Source organism: Candidatus Pseudothioglobus singularis PS1 (assembly GCF_001281385.1).
Taxonomy (GTDB): Bacteria; Pseudomonadota; Gammaproteobacteria; order PS1; family Pseudothioglobaceae; genus Pseudothioglobus; species Pseudothioglobus singularis.
Window position 1 is genome coordinate 719,379 of the sequence record NZ_CP006911.1, and the last position, 17,323, is coordinate 736,701.

A 17,323-nucleotide genomic window follows, 5' to 3' on the forward strand; every position below is an offset into this window, starting at 1 on the left:
AATTTATGTCTGAAAAAGATATTGACCCCCAAGAAACTATTGAATGGTTAGAGGCCTTTAGATCCGTTGCTCGTTTTGGGGGTGAAGATAGAGCTAAATATATTCTACAAAAGCTTACAGATATGGCACATGAGGATGGAATGAGCTTACCTCAGGGTGTTAATACAGCCTATCTAAATTCCATCCCAGTTGAAAAAGAGAGTGAGTTGATTGTAAAGCATGATGTTGAGCATCGAATTAAATCTATCATTCGATGGAATGCCATGATAATGGTTGTTAAAGCCAACCAGGTCTCATCAGAGCTTGGAGGACATATTGCCTCTTTTGCCTCAAGCGCAACTCTTTATGAGGTTGGCTTTAATCACTTTTATCGTGGAAATGATTTAGATCAGGGTGCGGACCTAATTTTTTTCCAAGGTCATATTGCTCCAGGTATATATTCAAGAGCTTTTCTTGAGGGAAGAATTTCTGAGAAACAGATGTTAAATTTTAGGCAAGAGGCTAATAAAGAGGGTTTATCTTCTTACCCGCATCCATGGCTCATGCCAGATTTTTGGGAATTTCCAACTGTCTCAATGGGGTTGGGACCTATTATGGCGATATATCAAGCTCGCTTTATGAAGTATCTTCAGCACAGAGATATTATACAAACAGACAAAAGAACGGTTTGGGCATATATTGGTGATGGAGAAACAGATGAGCCAGAATCACTTGGCGCAATTTCATTGGCTGGAAGAGAGAAGCTCGATAACCTTATATTTGTTATCAACTGCAACCTACAAAGACTTGATGGTCCAGTGAGAGGAAACGGTAAGATTATTCAAGAACTTGAGGGAATGTTCCGAGGCGCTGGCTGGAATGTTATTAAAGTGATCTGGGGCAGGGGATGGGATAAGCTACTTGCAAATGATACTTCTGGTCTTCTAAAACAAAGAATGGAAGAAGTTGTTGATGGAGAATATCAAGCCTATAAGGCAAAAGATGGAGCTTATGTTCGTAAACATTTTTTTGGGAAGTATCCAGAGACACTTAAACTTGTAGAGCACATGTCAGATGATGAGATTTTTGGACTTACTCGAGGAGGCCATGATCCAAACAAGGTTTATCAGGCTTATAAAGCTGCTAAAGAACACATTGGCCAGCCTACTGTAATTTTGGCAAAGACTGTTAAAGGCTATGGTATGGGCGAAGCTGGTGAAGGAAAAAATACCACTCATAGTCAAAAGAAATTAGGTGTAGATGCACTGGTCCGTGTTGCTGAGCGTTTTGATATACCTGTCACTCAGAAAGATGCTGAAGAGCTCAACTTTTATAAACCTGCTGAAGATAGTGAGGAGTTAACGTACTTAAGATCAAGAAGAGAAGCATTGGGCGGTTATTTACCAACAAGAAGCTTTGAACTTGAGTCTTTCAATATCCCTGATTTAATTACATTTGAGCCCCTTCTAAAATCTACTGAAGGGAAAGAGATGTCAAGCACTATGGCATTTGTTCGTTTTTTATCTCTTCTCATTAGGGATAAGGAGATTGGTCCAAGGGTTGTTCCTATTGTTCCTGATGAGGCAAGAACATTTGGAATGGAGGGATTATTTAGACAAATGGGCATCTACTCATCATCAGGCCAACTTTATGAGCCTGAAGATTCCGATAAAGTGATGTGGTACAAGGAAGATATCAAAGGTCAAGTATTGCAAGAAGGAATTAATGAAGCTGGAGCAATTTCTGATTGGATTGCGGCTGCTACAGCATATGCATCTCACAATGTAACAATGATTCCGTTCTATATTTATTACTCTAAGTTTGGCTTTCAAAGAGTGGGTGATCTCGCTTGGGCTGCTGGAGATATGCAATCAAAGGGCTTCTTGATGGGTGGAACAGCGGGCAGAACAACATTGGCTGGTGAGGGTCTTCAACATCAAGATGGAGATTCTTTGATCGTTGCTAATACAATACCTAACTGTGTTTCATATGATCCAACCTATGCATACGAACTTGCTGTCATTCTTAGGGATGGAATGCATCGCATGTATGAAAAGATGGAAAACATTTTCTATTATGTTACTTTGATGAATGAGAACTACCCGCATCCAGAGATGCCTAAAGGGGTCGAAGAGGGAATTATTAAAGGAATTTACCCATTAAAAACTGTTGGCAATTCTAAAATTGAGGTTCAGCTATTAGGTAGTGGTGCGATTCTTAGAGAAGTTGAAAAAGCTGCTGATATTCTTGAAAAAGATTGGGGGGTTATGTCTCATGTTTGGAGTGTAACAAGTTTTAATGAGGTCACAAGAGAGGCTCAACGCGTAGACAGAGATAACCTTTATAACACCAGTAAAACTAATCAAGCTCCTTACATCACGAAGTGCTTCAGTAAGTCAAAAGGTCCAATAATTGCTGCTACTGATTACATGCGAAACTATGCAGAACAAATCAGAAAATATATCCCCTCGCGTTATGAGGTCTTGGGTACAGATGGATTTGGAAGATCTGATTCAAGAAAAGAGCTTAGATATTTCTTCGAGGTCAACGCTAATTATATTGTTTTTGTAACGCTTAAGGCACTTGTAGATGATGGCTTACTAGAGCCCAAGACAATAAAAACAGCAATCAAGAAGCTCAATATTGATAAAGATAAGTCAAATCCAATGCATTCTTAAGAGTTAATGAATACAGCACAGTGCCTTAAAATAATTCGATCAGAATCAGAAATAAGCTTTTCTGATTTTATTGAATTAATAGATAATGAATATTGGTTCTCAAATATTGCATTTGAGAATGGCAATATCTTAAATTCAATCAACGAAAACCAAGGCTCTGCTAAAGTATTTTGTTTTGGTCGTATGCATTCACTCTCTAAACAGGAAACACTTAAATGCTTCGGAGAGCACTATAAATCAGTATTAGAGTCTCCTGAGGATACAAAATCCCATTTAAATATTAGAAGTTTTATTGAAAACAGTTGGAAGGGATTGTTAATTGATTACGACGCATTAACGATCAAAAATTAATCAACATGGATCAGGCAATCTCATCAGAACAAAGCAAAGCCTATGATAACGGCGTTTATGCAACTTTTCTTGGTGCTTTTCTTGTGCTTTTTCAAATTGGAATATATTTTGTATACATTCCTTGGAATGCCGAAAGACTTCAAATTACAGAAGCTGAAATTGGAATGGGATTGTTTGCTTTTGGGATTTTAAATTTAATCGGTAACCAAATCTCAGGGCGCCTTATTGTTCCAAAAATAGGCACTAAAAACACAATTGTTATTGGTCTTTTGGGGATTGCCTATTGCCCTCTACTTCTGATACTTTCTCCAAACTATTATTGGTTTTTAATTTCGTTTATGCCTTTTGGTTTTTTTGTAGGGCTTTTTAGTCCCTCATCTCAATCTCAGATCTCAATGATTGAAAGCAAGACATCCAGGATTCTAACGCCACTTTATCACGCAGCTTTTAGTTTTGGTTCCCTAATGGGCGCTTTTAGTGCATTTTTTACTATTAGGTATATAGATAATCCAATATTGATATTTTCAGTAACAGGCACCTTATTAGTAATTGGGGCAATTTTGATATACAAATTTGGACTTAATAAATCATTTGAAAATCTAGAGAAAACACCAAGATTTAAATTACCTAAAAAATCAATTTTGATATTTGGCATTTTAATGATGCTTAATTACGCAACAATGGGAATTATTTTGGATTGGTCTGCTCTCTGGCTGACAAAGGATTTATTGGTTCCTTTGTACCTGGGAGGTGCAGTAATTTTTGCATTTAATATTGGCGAGATAAGTGCCAGGTTAATTGCTTCAAAAATGATTAATAAGGCTAGTGAAAGAATTGTTGGTGGGTATCTTAGCATTGCTGCAGGAGTGATGTTATTTATTTCAATATTGACTTCTAATTTCTATATTATCGTTTTTGGAATGCTGCTATTTGGTTTTGGAACAGCTAATTTTATAGCCATTATATTTCGATTGGCAATTCGTATCACAGATGAACCGATTAGTCTAACTGTTGCTAATTTGATAACCCTTGGCTTTGCTGGCTTTATTTTTGGGCCTGCTTTGGTTGGTTATTTGGCAGAATTCTTAAGCCTTACGTTCAATATGTATCTATTAAGTGTTGTTTGGGGCCTTAATGGAGTGGCCCTTTTAGTAATGATGAAGCGAGTGAATTCTGGTAATTAGTAGTGGGGCGGCTTATCATCATTGATTTGACTGTCATTAGAGGATGAGTCAGAGTTATTCAACAACTTTTCATTGGTTTCTTTAAGTTTGGAGTTGAGTTGCTCAATCTTCTCACCTTGACGAAATACTACCATATTTAGATCATCAATCATATTCTGCAGATAGGCAATCTTTTCTTCAAGTGATACTAGTTTTTCATCTGACATAATTCTATCCTCCATAAAAAAGCCACCTTGCGGTGGCTTTTATTTTTACTTCTCTATTAGAACTTTTCTCGAAAGTTTGATTCGTCCTCGGTCTATCCCAAGAACCTTAACTTCAATTTCTTCACCTTCTTTAAGATAGTCTTCAACTTTCTCAACTCTCTCATGAGCAATTTCAGAAACATGTAAGAGGCCATCTTGATTAGGCATGATTGTAATAAAAGCTCCAAATTCAACTATTTTGGCAACCTTGCCCATGTAAACTTTATTGACTTCAGGAACAGCAGTTACGTCCTTGACCATTTGAACTGCTTTTTCAAAGCTTTCAGAGTCATTAGCAAAAACATTAACATTTCCATCATCGTCAACATCTACACTAGCTCCAGATTGAGCAACAATTCCTCTAATAGTCTCACCACCTTTTCCAATAACATCTCTGATCTTATCAGTCGGTATTTTGATAACTTTAGTTTTAGGGGCATTCTTGGAAGCCGAATTAGGCTCTGAAATAACTTCATTCATTTGACCAAGAATATTAAGTCTTGCATCTTTGGCTTGCTTAAGGGCAATAGACATAATGTCTTCAGTGATACCATCTATCTTAATATCCATTTGAAGGGCATTAATACCTTTTGTGGTTCCTGCAACCTTAAAGTCCATGTCACCCAGGTGATCCTCGTCACCTAAGATGTCTGTAAGAACTGTAAAGCGTTCATCATCTTTTACTAAGCCCATTGCAATACCTGCAACTGGTGCCTTTAGTGGGACTCCTGCATCCATCAGAGATAGTGACGAACCACAGACACTTGCCATAGAGCTAGATCCATTTGACTCTGTAATTTCAGAAACAACTCTGATAGTGTATGGAAATTCCTCTAAATTTGGAAGACACGCTGAGATGCCTCTGCGCGCAAGTCTTCCGTGACCAACTTCACGTCTCTTAACGCCCATAACTCTGCCCGTCTCACCAACACAGTAAGGAGGGAAGTTGTAATGAAGCATGAAATGATCTTCAATTCGGTCATTCGATTCCAGTTTTTCAATTAACTGCGCGTCTCTCTTAGACCCCAGAGTAGTAACAACTAAAGCCTGAGTTTCACCTCTTGTGAAAAGAGCAGAGCCGTGCGTATTTTCAAGAACCCCAGTTTCGATTGCAAGCTCTCTAACAGTTGAGTTATCTCTGCCATCAATTCTTGGTTCGCCAGCTAAAATTCTCTCTCTAACAGTTGATTTTTCAATTTTTTTAATATAATTTTTAACTTCATCTTGGCTTATTGAGTCATCTTCACTCACAAACTCTTCTAATGCAGCATCTTTAACTTCACCCATTTTTTCATAACGCTCCATCTTATCAACAGTTTGATAAGCTTCAGCAATTTGACTTTCAAATTTAGATTTGATTGATGTCAATAGGGTCTCATTGTCTGCTGGAGCAACCCATTCGCGAGGAGCAATACCAACTTCTTTGGCAAATTCAGCAACGTTATCAATTACTACTTGAAATTGCTCATGAGCATACATGACACCTCCAAGCATAACTTCTTCTGAGAGTTCACTTGCTTCTGACTCAACCATTAATACTGCATCCTTAGTTCCTGCCACAACCATATCTAACTCAGACGTCTCTAATTCTGAATAGGTTGGATTAACCATATAGCTTCCATCTTTAAAGCCAACACGCGCAGCACCAATTGGGCCTTTAAAAGGAACACCAGAAATTGCCAGTGCAGCTGAAGTTCCAAGCATAGCTAGAACATCTGGATCAACATTTTTGTTAGCAGAGATTACTTGGATCATTACCTGTACTTCATTCATGTAGCCATTTGGAAATAGTGGACGAATAGGGCGATCAATTAGTCTAGAAGTTAGTGTTTCTTTTTCACTAGGTCTACCTTCTCTTTTAAGGAAACCTCCTGGAATTTTTCCAGCAGCATATGTTTTTTCAATGTAGTCTACCGATAAAGGGAAGAATGATTGACCTGGCTTTGCTTCTTTTGCACCAACAACACTGACTAGTACTTGTGTGTCATCCATGCTTGCTAAGACAGCGCCATGCGCCTGTCTTGCAACCCTGCCAGTTTCGAAAGTAATTTGACTATTGCCAAACGTAAAACTTTTTTGAACTATATTCATGTCCATTGTGTTACTCCAATAAAATAAAAAATGTTTTATGGTTTAACGCAATAAGCTTTATATAAAACATACCTTGCAGGTATGCTTGAGATAAAACTTACCTAAATCCATAAAACAGTTGAATTATCCCCTAATTTTTTTCCTCAGATAAACTAATTTATTAGTTGTTAGAATGCTTAATATGGCTATTAATTAGCATATTTTGCTTAAATTTTAGGGTGTGTTTCTTCTAAAAGTGATAACGAAGAAAATTGAATGGCAAGAGGCTTATTTTTATCGTTAACTTTAATCTTTCTAGTGTTACAAAAATCAATGATCGAATCATCAAGAATATCGTTTATTCTTAATGTATTTCCATTGATAAATACAACTAACTCCTTATCAATAAATTGATATGCAATTCGACTTAAAGGATGGAGGTTGTAAGTTACAGACTCTTTAATCACTACTGGGTCTTCAAATGCAACTATCTCGTTTAATTTTTCTTCATCTAAGGGGTCTAGTTTTGTCACAAAACACCCAAAAAACGTATCAGGTAAATCACTATTTTGTAATAATTTGTGTGATTTTTCAATAGCTGAATAGGGTATTTCAGCCGAGCTGTTAGAATTTAACCATAATGGATCTTCATAATAGGAATTGTTGTATTTGTCTATCGTTAGCTCAAGGGATTCTAACATTTCGTTAGCTGAGTAAGATCTATAACCAATTGAGAGAGTTATGCATTCACTGTCGATACTTTCTCCGTGGTGAGCTATTCCAGGCGGTATATAAACTATATCTCCAGGCTCTGCCACCCAAGTCTTTTCTATTTCAAAGTTTTCCATGATTCGAAGCGGACTATTTGGAACATAATTGTTGGGATTACAGTCTATCGAACTTATTTGCCATTTTCTTTTTCCATGTCCTTGAAGTAAAAAAACGTCATAATGATCATAATGAGGGCCGACACTTCCTCCTAAAGAGGCAAACGAAATCATTACGTCATCAAATCGCCATCTCGGAATAAAGTTGAATTCATCTATCAGCTCATAGATTTCTTGCACATGCTTGTCTACGCCTTGAACCAATAATGTCCATTCATTATTGGGAGTATTTTTAAAAGAGTTATCATTGAATGGGCCATTCTCTAGAGTCCATATATTTTTTAAAATGGAGCCCTTAATAATCCTAGACTCAAATTCCTCTTCACACGACAATCCAGCAAGCTCATTAGGAGATAAAGGTGAAATGAAGTTAGGAATTGCATTCTTGATAAGTATTGGTTTTTTTTGCCAGTACTCATTCAAGAATTCTTCTTTTGAAATGCCGCCAAAATGAATCATTTTATTTCTAATATTTTTTTTATTTAATTATCTATTAACATATAGTCTTATTTAGAATATTATTCTAATCTTTTAAAGATAATTTTTATTTCAATTTTTTACTGGCATGGCGGTTCAAGAAGAAATTAATTTGGCCACAATTATTGACTTGCAAAAGCACCCCATTAATGATGATCATTACAGGGAAAAATGTAAAGTTGAGTTAGATAAAAGCGGCGTGCTTGTTCTAGATAATTTTCTGTATGAGGGTTCTATTAAAAGTATCCTTTCTGAAGCGAAAAAACAAGAGAACTTAGCTTATTATTGTGTTAATGAGCACAATGTCTACCTTAATCCATTTGACAAAAATCTAAGTAAAAACCATCCTCGAAATAAAACAGTAACCAGCTCAAAGGGCTGTATAACAGATGATCAAGTTCCTAAAAAATCATCTCTAAGAGCTCTATATAACTCGCTAAAGTTCAAGGATTTTCTATGTGATGTACTTGATGAAACAGTCTTATATAAGTACGATGATAATTTATCTTCAATCAATATTCACTTCGCCAAAGAAGGGCAAGAGCTTGGTTGGCATTTTGACAATTCTTCATTTGCGATTACTCTTTTAATACAAAAGCCAAAAGCTGGAGGTCAATTTGAATATATCAGGCAATTTAGAAATTCAAATATTAAAGACAACAATTATGATGGTGTCTTAAATTTACTAAACGGTAATTGTATTCCTGAAAAATTAACAATGGAAAACGGTACTCTTGTTTTATTTAGAGGAAAGGATGCGATTCACCGAGTTACCCCTACAATTGGAGATAGAACGCGAATATTGTCAGTTTTAGCTTACAACTCAAGACCTGATGTCAGTCTTTCAGAGTCAGCAAGAATGACTTTTTTTGGAAAGCTTTATTGATTTATGAAAAAAAATACTCAAGGATTAAAACTCTACGACTCTCTTGATCTCTCAGAAAGTAAAAATAAAAAAAAGTTATTAGATATTTATCAAAAATGGGCTGCGTTATATGACAAAGACAATGATGACGAATTAGGAACAGTCTCTCAGCCGAACTCTGTTCAAATCTTTCAAAGATATGTTAAAGATAAATCCAAATACATAATTGATGTTGGTTGTGGTACGGGTTTGGTTGGCCTTCAACTTAAAAAACTTGGATATAAAAACTTTGATGGTGTAGATCTTTCACAGGAAATGATTGATATTGCAATTGATAGAGGCTATGAATCTTTATTTCTTGGAAACCTTAATGAGACTCTTCCTATCGAGAGTGATCAATATGAAGCGGCAATATGTGTTGGAGTTTTTACTCATGGCCATGTTGGTCCAAGTCGGCTCGAGGAGCTTATAAGAATTGTCAAACCTGGTGGAATAATATGTTTTACAGTGAATGAGGATGTTTATGAATCCTATGGTTTTGATGAAGCAATTAAGTCGCAAGAATTAGCTGGGGTATGGAAGGTATTAGAGCTGAGTAAGAAGGACTATATGATGAAAAAAAATGTTAAAGGTCTCTACTGTATTGCTGAAGTAATCTAAATGATGCTAATTAATTCATTAAAATGAATTTTTTTTAAACTTAATCAACATGAAGAAGACATTTCAATTAGTTCACCCTAAAATAAAACCTGCTAGGCTTATTGAGGCGGTCAGGCGTGACGTGAAAAAATATATTAAAAGAGAGAAGAGAAAGTCATTACCTGAAGGGGTTGATTATTGGGATTTTGATTGCAAGTATGGTCCCACAGAAGCTAAAGCTGAAATTATTTTAACTTCAGAGATTAGTAAATGTATTACTGAGGCAGAGGCTGAACATTTAGAATCATTTTATTTAGAGATTCTTGCCAAACCTGGACACAAAAAAACCTACAAAACTTCTGAGGCGCCAGTGAAAGACTAAAAGAATTTTCTACTGGTGGTAGTTTGGCGCTTCTTTTGTAATTGAAACATCATGTACATGAGACTCAGTCATTCCAGCAGAAGTCACCTGTACAAATTTGACTTTAGTTCTCATGGCGACAAGATCCTTGCAACCTGTATAGCCCATGGATGATCTAATACCGCCAACCATCTGGTGAATAATTGGCCTAATAGAGCCTTTATAAGGAACTCTTCCTTCAATCCCTTCGGGTACCAGTTTTTCAGCAGCAAGCTCTGCTTGAAAGTAGCGATCTGAGGAGCCATGAGCTTGACCCATTGCTCCAATAGAGCCCATTCCACGATAGGCTTTATAGGATCTTCCTTGAAATAATTCAACTTCACCAGGAGACTCTTCAGTTCCAGCAAGCATTGATCCTAGCATAACGCAATGTGCTCCTGCTGCAAAAGCTTTAGCAGCATCTCCAGAATAACGAATACCACCATCAGCTATCACAGTAACTTTTGTGTCTTTTAAGGCTTCAGCAATATCAGAGATAGCACTAATTTGAGGGACGCCAACACCTGCTACAATACGAGTTGTGCATATACTTCCGGGCCCAATTCCAACTTTAACGCAGTCAGCACCTGCTTTAGCTAAATCGATCGCTGCTTCTGCAGTTGCAATATTGCCAGCAATAATTTCTAAGTTTGGAAAGTCTTTTTTGGTCTTCTTTACACGATCAATGACACCTTGAGAGTGGCCATGAGCGGTATCAATTACGACAACGTCAACACCTGCATCGACTAGAGCACTAATTCTCTCACTAGACTCTTTCCCGACTCCAACAGCAGCAGCAACAATAAGCCTTTCTTGATCATCCTTTGCAGCTTTAGGAAAATCACTTGTCTTTTTAATATCGCTTACTGTGATCATTCCACCTAACTTAAATTTTTTATCAGTCACTAAAACCCTTTCAATGCGGTGTTTTTGAAGCAATTTTCGAACAGTTTCCATTGATGTGCCTTCGGAGACTGTAATTAGAGACTCCTGGGGTGTCATGACATTTTGTACAGTCTCATCAAGACGAGTTTCGAATAAAACATCACGACTGGTTATAAGTCCAACTAATATGTTATTTGATACAACGGGCATAGCTGAAATGCCATGTTGCGCTTGAAGGTCAAAAACATCCTTGATGGTAGCAGAGGGATCAACACTGATAGGGTCCCTTATAATTCCTGATTCAAATCTTTTAACCTTTCTCACTTCTTTGGCTTGAGATTTAATAGACATGTTTTTATGAATGACACCCATTCCTCCCTCTTGCGCAATTGCAATTGCAAGCTTACCCTCTGTCACTGTATCCATTGCAGCAGAAATAATTGGGGTTTGTAGGGTAATTTTATTTGTAAGTTTAGATGTTAAGCTGACTTGTTTCGGGAGCACTTCAGAATGGGCAGGAACCAACAAAATATCATCAAAGGTAAGTGCTTTTTTTAATTCTTTCATTTTATTCTCCTAAATTTTAATACCGTCTTCTATTAAGAAGTCCTGGAACTATAAAACCAATTATCATTCCAAAGAAAAGTACAATTGCGCCAACAATAAACCAGTTTCTTGAGCTTGTATCTTTTTGAATTTGAGTGTTATTAACAGCTAACTGGAGTTCAGCTTTAAGCTGTAATTTTTCTTGAATAAGCTTCTCATTCTCATGCTCAAGTTTCAACGCATCTTGGTAGATTTGTTCAATATGTTCTTTTTCGGCTTGAGATTTTGAGCTTTGAACAATTAGGTCGGTATTTTCTTGCTTAACAGTTAAAAGCTGACTCTCTAATTCTTCTTTTTCACCGCTTAGTTTTGAGATAAGCAGCTTATTAGCATTATAAGTCCTTGTTAATTTTTTAAGTTTCTCTCTTGCAGAGGGATCTGGGGATAAATAAAACGATTTAATCCAACCAATAGTATCATCAAACTGGATTTGAGCCCATCCATCTTCAGTACTCTGAAGAAGAGAGAGCTCAGTCCCTGAGGGTAGGAGACGAATTATGTTGTTATTAAATGATTTGTCAGATCGAATGGGTAAATCAAGTTGGTCAGTAATATAGACATATGATTCAGCACTAACCCTAAGAGTTAGGAGTATCAAAGCCAGAGGGAGTGCTATAAATTTAATCATAATAAACTTGTGAGTATTCTATCTTGTTGACAGGATTTAAAATATTTTTATTGTGTTTTTTCAATGAATTACAATTTTCCCTTTATAGTTTAGAAATTTTTACTAATTGCTGATTTAAGTCTTTTAAAGCATTTTCAGTAGATGCCAACTTGTCTTTTTCATTATTAACCACTGCTTCAGGTGCACCATTAATAAATTTTTCATTGTTAAGCTTTGCTGCAAACTGAGATTTAAGTTTGGATAATTTTTCAATCTCCTTATTAAGCCTATCTCGCTCAGCCCCTTTATCGATAAGTCCAGCAAGTGGAATTAGAATTTTCATTTCACCAACTAATGCTATCGCAGATTCTGGCTCCTCCTCATCCTGTGAGAGTAAATCTACAGTATCAAGCTTAGCTAATGCAAATAGCATCGCTTTGTTATTGTCAATGTAGGATTGATCTTTTGAACTATAGCTCTTAACAAAACAAGGCAGTGGCTTTCCAGGAGAAATATTCATTTCTCCTCTGATTTTCCTAATTCCTAATATAAATTCCTTTAACCAGTCTATTTCAGCCTCTGCCTCAGTATTTAATAAGTCCTTATTTGGCTCTGGAAAAGGTTGAGAGATGAGTTTGCCAGTTGAATTAGATTGTAATTTTTGTGATTGCTCAAATATTTCTTCAGTAATAAATGGGATGATTGGATGAAGTAAAACTAAAGTCTCAGATAAAACCTTTAATAGCGTAGCTTCGCAACCTTGTTTAGTTTTTTCATTCTCTAGAAGGGGCTTAGATATTTCAAGATACCAATCACAATAATCATGCCAAACGAATTCATATAACGTTTGACTCATGAGGTCTAGTCGATAATCTGCAAGATGTTTTTCAACTTCAGTCTTAACTTTTTGAAGTCTGGATAGTATCCATTTATCTTGACTTGATAATTCTGCATCAAAATTTATTGATTTTGAATCAAGGTTCATTAATACAAAGCGAGAAGCATTCCATAGTTTGTTGCAGAAATTACGGTAACCTTCAACCCGTTTTAGATCAAACTTTATATCACGTCCAAAAGATGCTAAAGCGGTGAATGTAAATCTTATAGCATCAGTACCAAATGAAGGGATGCCGTCAGGAAACTCTTTTTTTGTTTGTTTCTGAATTTTTTCTGCAAGTTTCGGTTGCATCATGCCTTGAGTTCTTTTTTCGAGAAGGGCTTCAAGGCTTATTCCATCAATTAAATCAATGGGGTCGAGCACATTTCCTTTAGATTTGCTCATTTTTTGTCCATTGCCATCCTTAATGAGACCAGTAATATAAATATCCTTAAATGGCACATCATTGGCAAATTTTAGTCCAAACATAATCATTCGAGCAACCCAGAAAAATATAATATCAAATCCAGTTACAAGAACACTGGTTGGGTAAAAACGCGACATTTCGGGCGTTGCTTCAGGCCATCCAAGGGTTGAAAAAGGCCATAGTGCAGATGAAAACCATGTATCCAGTACATCTTCATCTTGTGTTAATTCAACATTTTCACCTGCTTGTTCTTGAGCCTCTTCGATGCTGTCTGCGACATAATAATTACCTTGTTTGTCGTACCATGCAGGAATACGATGACCCCACCAAATTTGACGAGAGATGCACCAATCTTCGATATTTTCCATCCAGTTAAAGTATGTCTTCTCCCAGTTTTCAGGCACAAAACGAATACTTCCATTTTTAACAGCATCAATTGCTGGCTCAGCTAGCGGTTTTACTTTAACAAACCATTGATCTGTCATGTAAGGTTCGATAATGCTATTGGTTCTGTCACCCCTTGGAACCATTAGTGTGTGTGGATCTATTTTTTCAATTAATTTCTGCTTTTCTAGGTCATTGACAATTGCTTTTCTTGCCTCAAATCTATCTAAGCCTTGATATTTAGTTGGCGCGTTTAAGTTTATTGAAGCATTATCAGTCAACACATTAATGATTTCTAATTTGTGTCTTTGCCCAATTTCATAGTCATTAAAGTCATGAGCTGGCGTAATTTTGACGCAGCCAGTGCCAAATTCCATATCAACGTAGTCGTCAGCTATAATTGGAATCTTTCTCTCTGAAAGAGGCAGGTTTATAAACTTTCCTACCAAGTGCTGATAACGCTCATCTTCTGGATGAACTGCAACAGCAGAATCTCCAAGCATTGTTTCAGGCCTTGTTGTAGCTACAATTAGTATTTCTTCAGAGTCAGCGACTTGGTACTTAATATGCCATAAAAACCCATTCTCTTCTTTACTAATGACCTCTAGATCTGAAACTGCAGTGAGTAAGACAGGGTCCCAATTAACTAATCTTTTGCCGCGGTATATTAAACCTTCGTTATAGAGATCAATAAATACTTTCTTTACGGCCTTTGAAAGAGATTCGTCCATAGTGAAGCGCTCTCTTTCCCAGTCAACAGATGCCCCAAGACGCCTCATTTGCGAGGTAATCGTTCCTCCAGATTGTGACTTCCATTCCCAAACTTTTTCAGTAAATTTATCTCTACCGAGATCGTGTCTAGATATATTTTCAAGTCCAAGTTGTCTCTCAACAACCATTTGAGTTGCTATTCCCGCATGATCCGTTCCAGGTTGCCAGAGTGTTTGGTTGCCTTTGCTTCTATTGTAGCGAGTGAAGACATCCATTATGGTGTGCTGGAATGCATGACCCATGTGAAGGCTACCCGTTACATTGGGCGGCGGAAGGACAATGCTAAATGCATTTTCACTCGAAGAATTCGTTTTTGAAGAGAAGAGGTCGCCTGTCTCCCATAAATCACGATACTTTTGTTCGATAAGTTCAGGGTTATATGTTTTTTCCATGAAGGCGATGTGTCGGATAAAACTGACATATTATACAATAACTACTTGGATTGAAATAACCCTTTAAAGACTCGCTAGTTATAATCTTTTCGTCCTGAAAGGGCGTGAGCAATTGTATTGATATCTGTATATTCTAATTCTCCGCCAAGGGGGATTCCGTGCGCTATTCTTGTGGTCTTTATTTGATATTTTTTTGCAAGATTGTGAATATAATGTGCAGTCACCTCGCCTTCAATTGTCGCATTTGTTGCCAAGATAAGCTCGCTGACACTTTGATTACTTAATAGTACTTCTAATTCATCCAGTCCTAATTCTGATGCACCAATCCCATCGATAGGAGAGAGATAGCCGCTAAGGACAAAGTATTTGCCAGTGTAAACCCCACTTTGCTCTATAACGTGGATGTCTGAGGGAGTTTCGACTATACAGAGCTGTGAGTCATCACGAACATCATTTGAGCATATTTCACAAATATTTTTTTCAGTTAATGTTCTGCATTTCTCACAGTTTTTAACTTTTTCCATCGCATCAGTGAGTGCCTTGGCAAGCTCCAACCCTCCTAGGCGATCTCTTTCCAGGAGATGATAAATAAATCTCTGTGCGGTTTTTGAACCTACTCCAGGTAATTTACTGAATGCTTTGTTTAGTTTTTCAATCATAATATTGGCAAATTAAATAACTAAAAAGGCAAGTTAAGACCACCGGTCACATTTTTCATTTTATCTTTTGAAATTTCGCTTATCTTTGAAGAGGCGTCATTTACAGCCATCATAATTAAATCTTCCAGCATGTCTTTGTCAGACATGAGTGCTTCATCTACAAAAATATTTGAAACTTGATGGTCACCATTCATTTCTACTTTTAAAGCCCCTGAGGCTGAAATACCCTCACAAGTGAGTGATTTAATTTCTTTTTGAACTAATTCCATGTCCTCCTGCATTTGTTTGGCTTTTTGCATCATTCCTGCCATTCCACCTTTAAACATTGTCAGACTCCTTTATTGATTTAATAGATTTTAGATCAACCTGAGATTTAAAGACCTCCTGAAGCTCTTGAAGGCCATCGTCACTTAAAAATTGATTTTCTGTTTGCTTTTGTATTTGTTTATTCTTCACTGACTCTTTTTGTGATAAAGAGCTTCCATTAGTCTCGCCTGGCTCTATCATTACTACTAGGGCTGGATAGATTTTATGCAGCGCATTTCTAATTGACCCTTCAGTTTTAGTTGTATGCAAGTTAACAAATTCCTCGCTCAGCGTCAGCGTCAGGTTTTGATCAATTAATGATTTAAATACTGTATTTTTCACTAGCATTTTCGCTGCACCATTAAAGTCAAGCTGAGTTATGATTTTTTCCCATCCATCTTGGGATTTGATATCTAAGTGATTGACCTCCTTAATAGAAATATCACTCTGTTTATTTGAGGATGTTGAGGAGGCCTTAGAGTTGTCTTTGCTTGGACTTTTCTTCAGAGATACAGAATGATTAAGATCTAGAGTTTTTTTTTCACCCACTTCAAAATTTGGATGAAAAGTAATCATTCTTAGAAGCGTCATTTCAAGGCCAATTTGCTCACTAGGGGAAAGACTCATATCTTTTTGTCCATTAATTGCTATTTGATAGTAAAGCTGCAAATCTTGAGCAGTAAATTGATTGGCAAGATCCATTAGTTCTGGAGAGAATTGCTTTTCATCATTTATAATTTGAGCTATGGAAATTTTATGAAATAGTGAGGTTAAATCTTTTAGTGCATTCGAGAGGTTTTCACCTTTATGCGCCATTTCTTTCACAAATAATAAAATTTTCTCAGCATCTCGATCACACACTAAAGAAGCAAGATTACTGATCTCATCATGATTGACAAGTCCAAGCATTTCTTTTAAATCCTTTTCTACAACACTACCATTTCCAAAAGATATCGACTGATCTAGAAGACTTAGGGCGTCTCTCATTGAGCCATTTCCAAATTCAGCAATTTTTGATAGTGCATTGTCATCAAACTTAAGATTCTCTTCATTCATAACAAACTTGAGATGATTCAAAATCTCATCATGAGAAAGCTTATTTAAGTTGAATTGCAGGCAGCGCGAAAGGATTGTGATAGGAAGCTTCTTAGGATCAGTTGTCGCTAGTAAAAATTTAATATGAGAGGGTGGCTCTTCTAAAGTTTTGAGGAGCGCATTAAAGCTGCTCTTTGAAAGCATGTGGACTTCATCAATAAGGTAAATCTTATAAAGATTTTTGGTGGGCGTGTACTGAGCGTTATCAAGAATCTCTCTCATGTGGTCAACGCCGGTATGAGAAGCAGCATCAAGTTCAATTAAATCAACTGATTGACCTTTATCAATCTCAATACAGGTCGCACATTTTCCACATGGATTAGAGCTTACACCTTCCTCACAGTTAACAGATTTTGCAAAAATTCTTGCAATTGTTGTCTTTCCGACGCCACGCGTTCCAGTAAACAAAAATCCATGATGTAGATTATCACTGTCTAACGCATTTACAAGTGTTCTTATGGTGTGAGTTTGACCAACTAGTTCTTTAAAATTATGAGGTCTATATTTTCTAGCTAAAACTTCGTAGTGTTCACTCATTG

Annotated in this window: 15 protein-coding genes; 6 read left to right on the forward strand and 9 right to left on the reverse strand. The window is 36.7% G+C overall.

The annotated features are described in order from the left end of the window. Positions 1 to 5 precede the first annotated feature (5 nt). The 3 genes from aceE to W908_RS03705 are packed head-to-tail and all read left to right on the forward strand — an operon-like array spanning position 6 to position 4,192. Positions 6 to 2,657 (forward strand): pyruvate dehydrogenase (acetyl-transferring), homodimeric type, encoded by a 2,652-nt coding sequence (aceE, locus tag W908_RS03695; protein ID WP_053819982.1) that lies wholly within the window; start codon positions 6 to 8, stop codon positions 2,655 to 2,657. Between the two features lie 6 nt (positions 2,658 to 2,663). Then, positions 2,664 to 3,008: a HopJ type III effector protein gene (locus W908_RS03700; protein ID WP_020027674.1), complete on the forward strand. Its 345-nt coding sequence runs from the start codon at positions 2,664 to 2,666 to the stop codon at positions 3,006 to 3,008. Positions 3,009 to 3,013: 5 nt separating this feature from the next. After that, positions 3,014 to 4,192, forward strand: a complete 1,179-nt coding sequence (locus W908_RS03705) for an MFS transporter (RefSeq protein ID WP_020027673.1) — start codon at positions 3,014 to 3,016, stop codon at positions 4,190 to 4,192. Here the strand turns inward: W908_RS03705 and W908_RS03710 are convergent. The 3 genes from W908_RS03710 to W908_RS03720 form a co-directional block, all read right to left on the reverse strand. Beyond that, positions 4,189 to 4,398, reverse strand: coding sequence for a SlyX family protein (locus W908_RS03710; protein ID WP_020027672.1), 210 nt, complete (start codon positions 4,396 to 4,398; stop codon positions 4,189 to 4,191). The two genes, W908_RS03705 and W908_RS03710, sit on opposite strands and share 4 nt — an antisense overlap. Before the next feature lie 45 nt (positions 4,399 to 4,443). Continuing rightward, positions 4,444 to 6,534: a polyribonucleotide nucleotidyltransferase gene (gene pnp, locus W908_RS03715; protein WP_020027671.1), complete on the reverse strand. Its 2,091-nt coding sequence runs from the start codon at positions 6,532 to 6,534 to the stop codon at positions 4,444 to 4,446. 200 nt (positions 6,535 to 6,734) lie between these two features. Beyond that, entirely contained in the window at positions 6,735 to 7,853 is a 1,119-nt protein-coding gene (locus tag W908_RS03720) for a cupin domain-containing protein (protein ID WP_020027670.1), read from the reverse strand. Positions 7,854 to 7,959: 106 nt separating this feature from the next. On the opposite strand from W908_RS03720, the gene W908_RS03725 reads away from it, so the two are divergent. The 3 genes from W908_RS03725 to W908_RS03735 are packed head-to-tail and all read left to right on the forward strand — an operon-like array spanning position 7,960 to position 9,757. Next, positions 7,960 to 8,757 carry a HalD/BesD family halogenase gene (locus tag W908_RS03725; RefSeq protein ID WP_053819983.1) on the forward strand — a complete coding sequence of 266 codons (798 nt, stop codon included), beginning with the start codon at positions 7,960 to 7,962 and terminating at the stop codon, positions 8,755 to 8,757. Between the two features lie 3 nt (positions 8,758 to 8,760). Further along, positions 8,761 to 9,396 carry a class I SAM-dependent DNA methyltransferase gene (locus tag W908_RS03730; RefSeq protein WP_053819984.1) on the forward strand — a complete coding sequence of 212 codons (636 nt, stop codon included), beginning with the start codon at positions 8,761 to 8,763 and terminating at the stop codon, positions 9,394 to 9,396. 49 nt (positions 9,397 to 9,445) lie between these two features. After that, positions 9,446 to 9,757 carry a DUF6172 family protein gene (locus W908_RS03735; protein WP_020027667.1) on the forward strand — a complete coding sequence of 104 codons (312 nt, stop codon included), beginning with the start codon at positions 9,446 to 9,448 and terminating at the stop codon, positions 9,755 to 9,757. A gap of 9 nt (positions 9,758 to 9,766) precedes the next feature. On the opposite strand, the gene guaB is transcribed toward W908_RS03735, so the two are convergent. From guaB to dnaX, 6 genes are all read right to left on the reverse strand, one after another. Further along, complete coding sequence (guaB, locus tag W908_RS03740) at positions 9,767 to 11,227, reverse strand: IMP dehydrogenase (protein ID WP_020025346.1); 1,461 nt, start codon at positions 11,225 to 11,227, stop codon at positions 9,767 to 9,769. Positions 11,228 to 11,243: 16 nt separating this feature from the next. Then, positions 11,244 to 11,894, reverse strand: coding sequence for a TIGR04211 family SH3 domain-containing protein (locus W908_RS03745; RefSeq protein ID WP_020027666.1), 651 nt, complete (start codon positions 11,892 to 11,894; stop codon positions 11,244 to 11,246). Positions 11,895 to 11,976: 82 nt separating this feature from the next. Then, positions 11,977 to 14,724, reverse strand: coding sequence for a valine--tRNA ligase (locus W908_RS03750; RefSeq protein ID WP_053819985.1), 2,748 nt, complete (start codon positions 14,722 to 14,724; stop codon positions 11,977 to 11,979). Between the two features lie 74 nt (positions 14,725 to 14,798). Further along, positions 14,799 to 15,383 (reverse strand): recombination mediator RecR, encoded by a 585-nt coding sequence (recR, locus tag W908_RS03755; protein ID WP_053819986.1) that lies wholly within the window; start codon positions 15,381 to 15,383, stop codon positions 14,799 to 14,801. Between the two features lie 20 nt (positions 15,384 to 15,403). After that, complete coding sequence (locus W908_RS03760; RefSeq protein WP_053819987.1) at positions 15,404 to 15,709, reverse strand: YbaB/EbfC family nucleoid-associated protein; 306 nt, start codon at positions 15,707 to 15,709, stop codon at positions 15,404 to 15,406. Beyond that, positions 15,702 to 17,321 (reverse strand): DNA polymerase III subunit gamma/tau, encoded by a 1,620-nt coding sequence (gene dnaX / locus W908_RS03765; RefSeq protein ID WP_053819988.1) that lies wholly within the window; start codon positions 17,319 to 17,321, stop codon positions 15,702 to 15,704. The genes W908_RS03760 and dnaX overlap by 8 nt, the downstream gene beginning before the upstream one ends. Positions 17,322 to 17,323 lie beyond the last annotated feature (2 nt).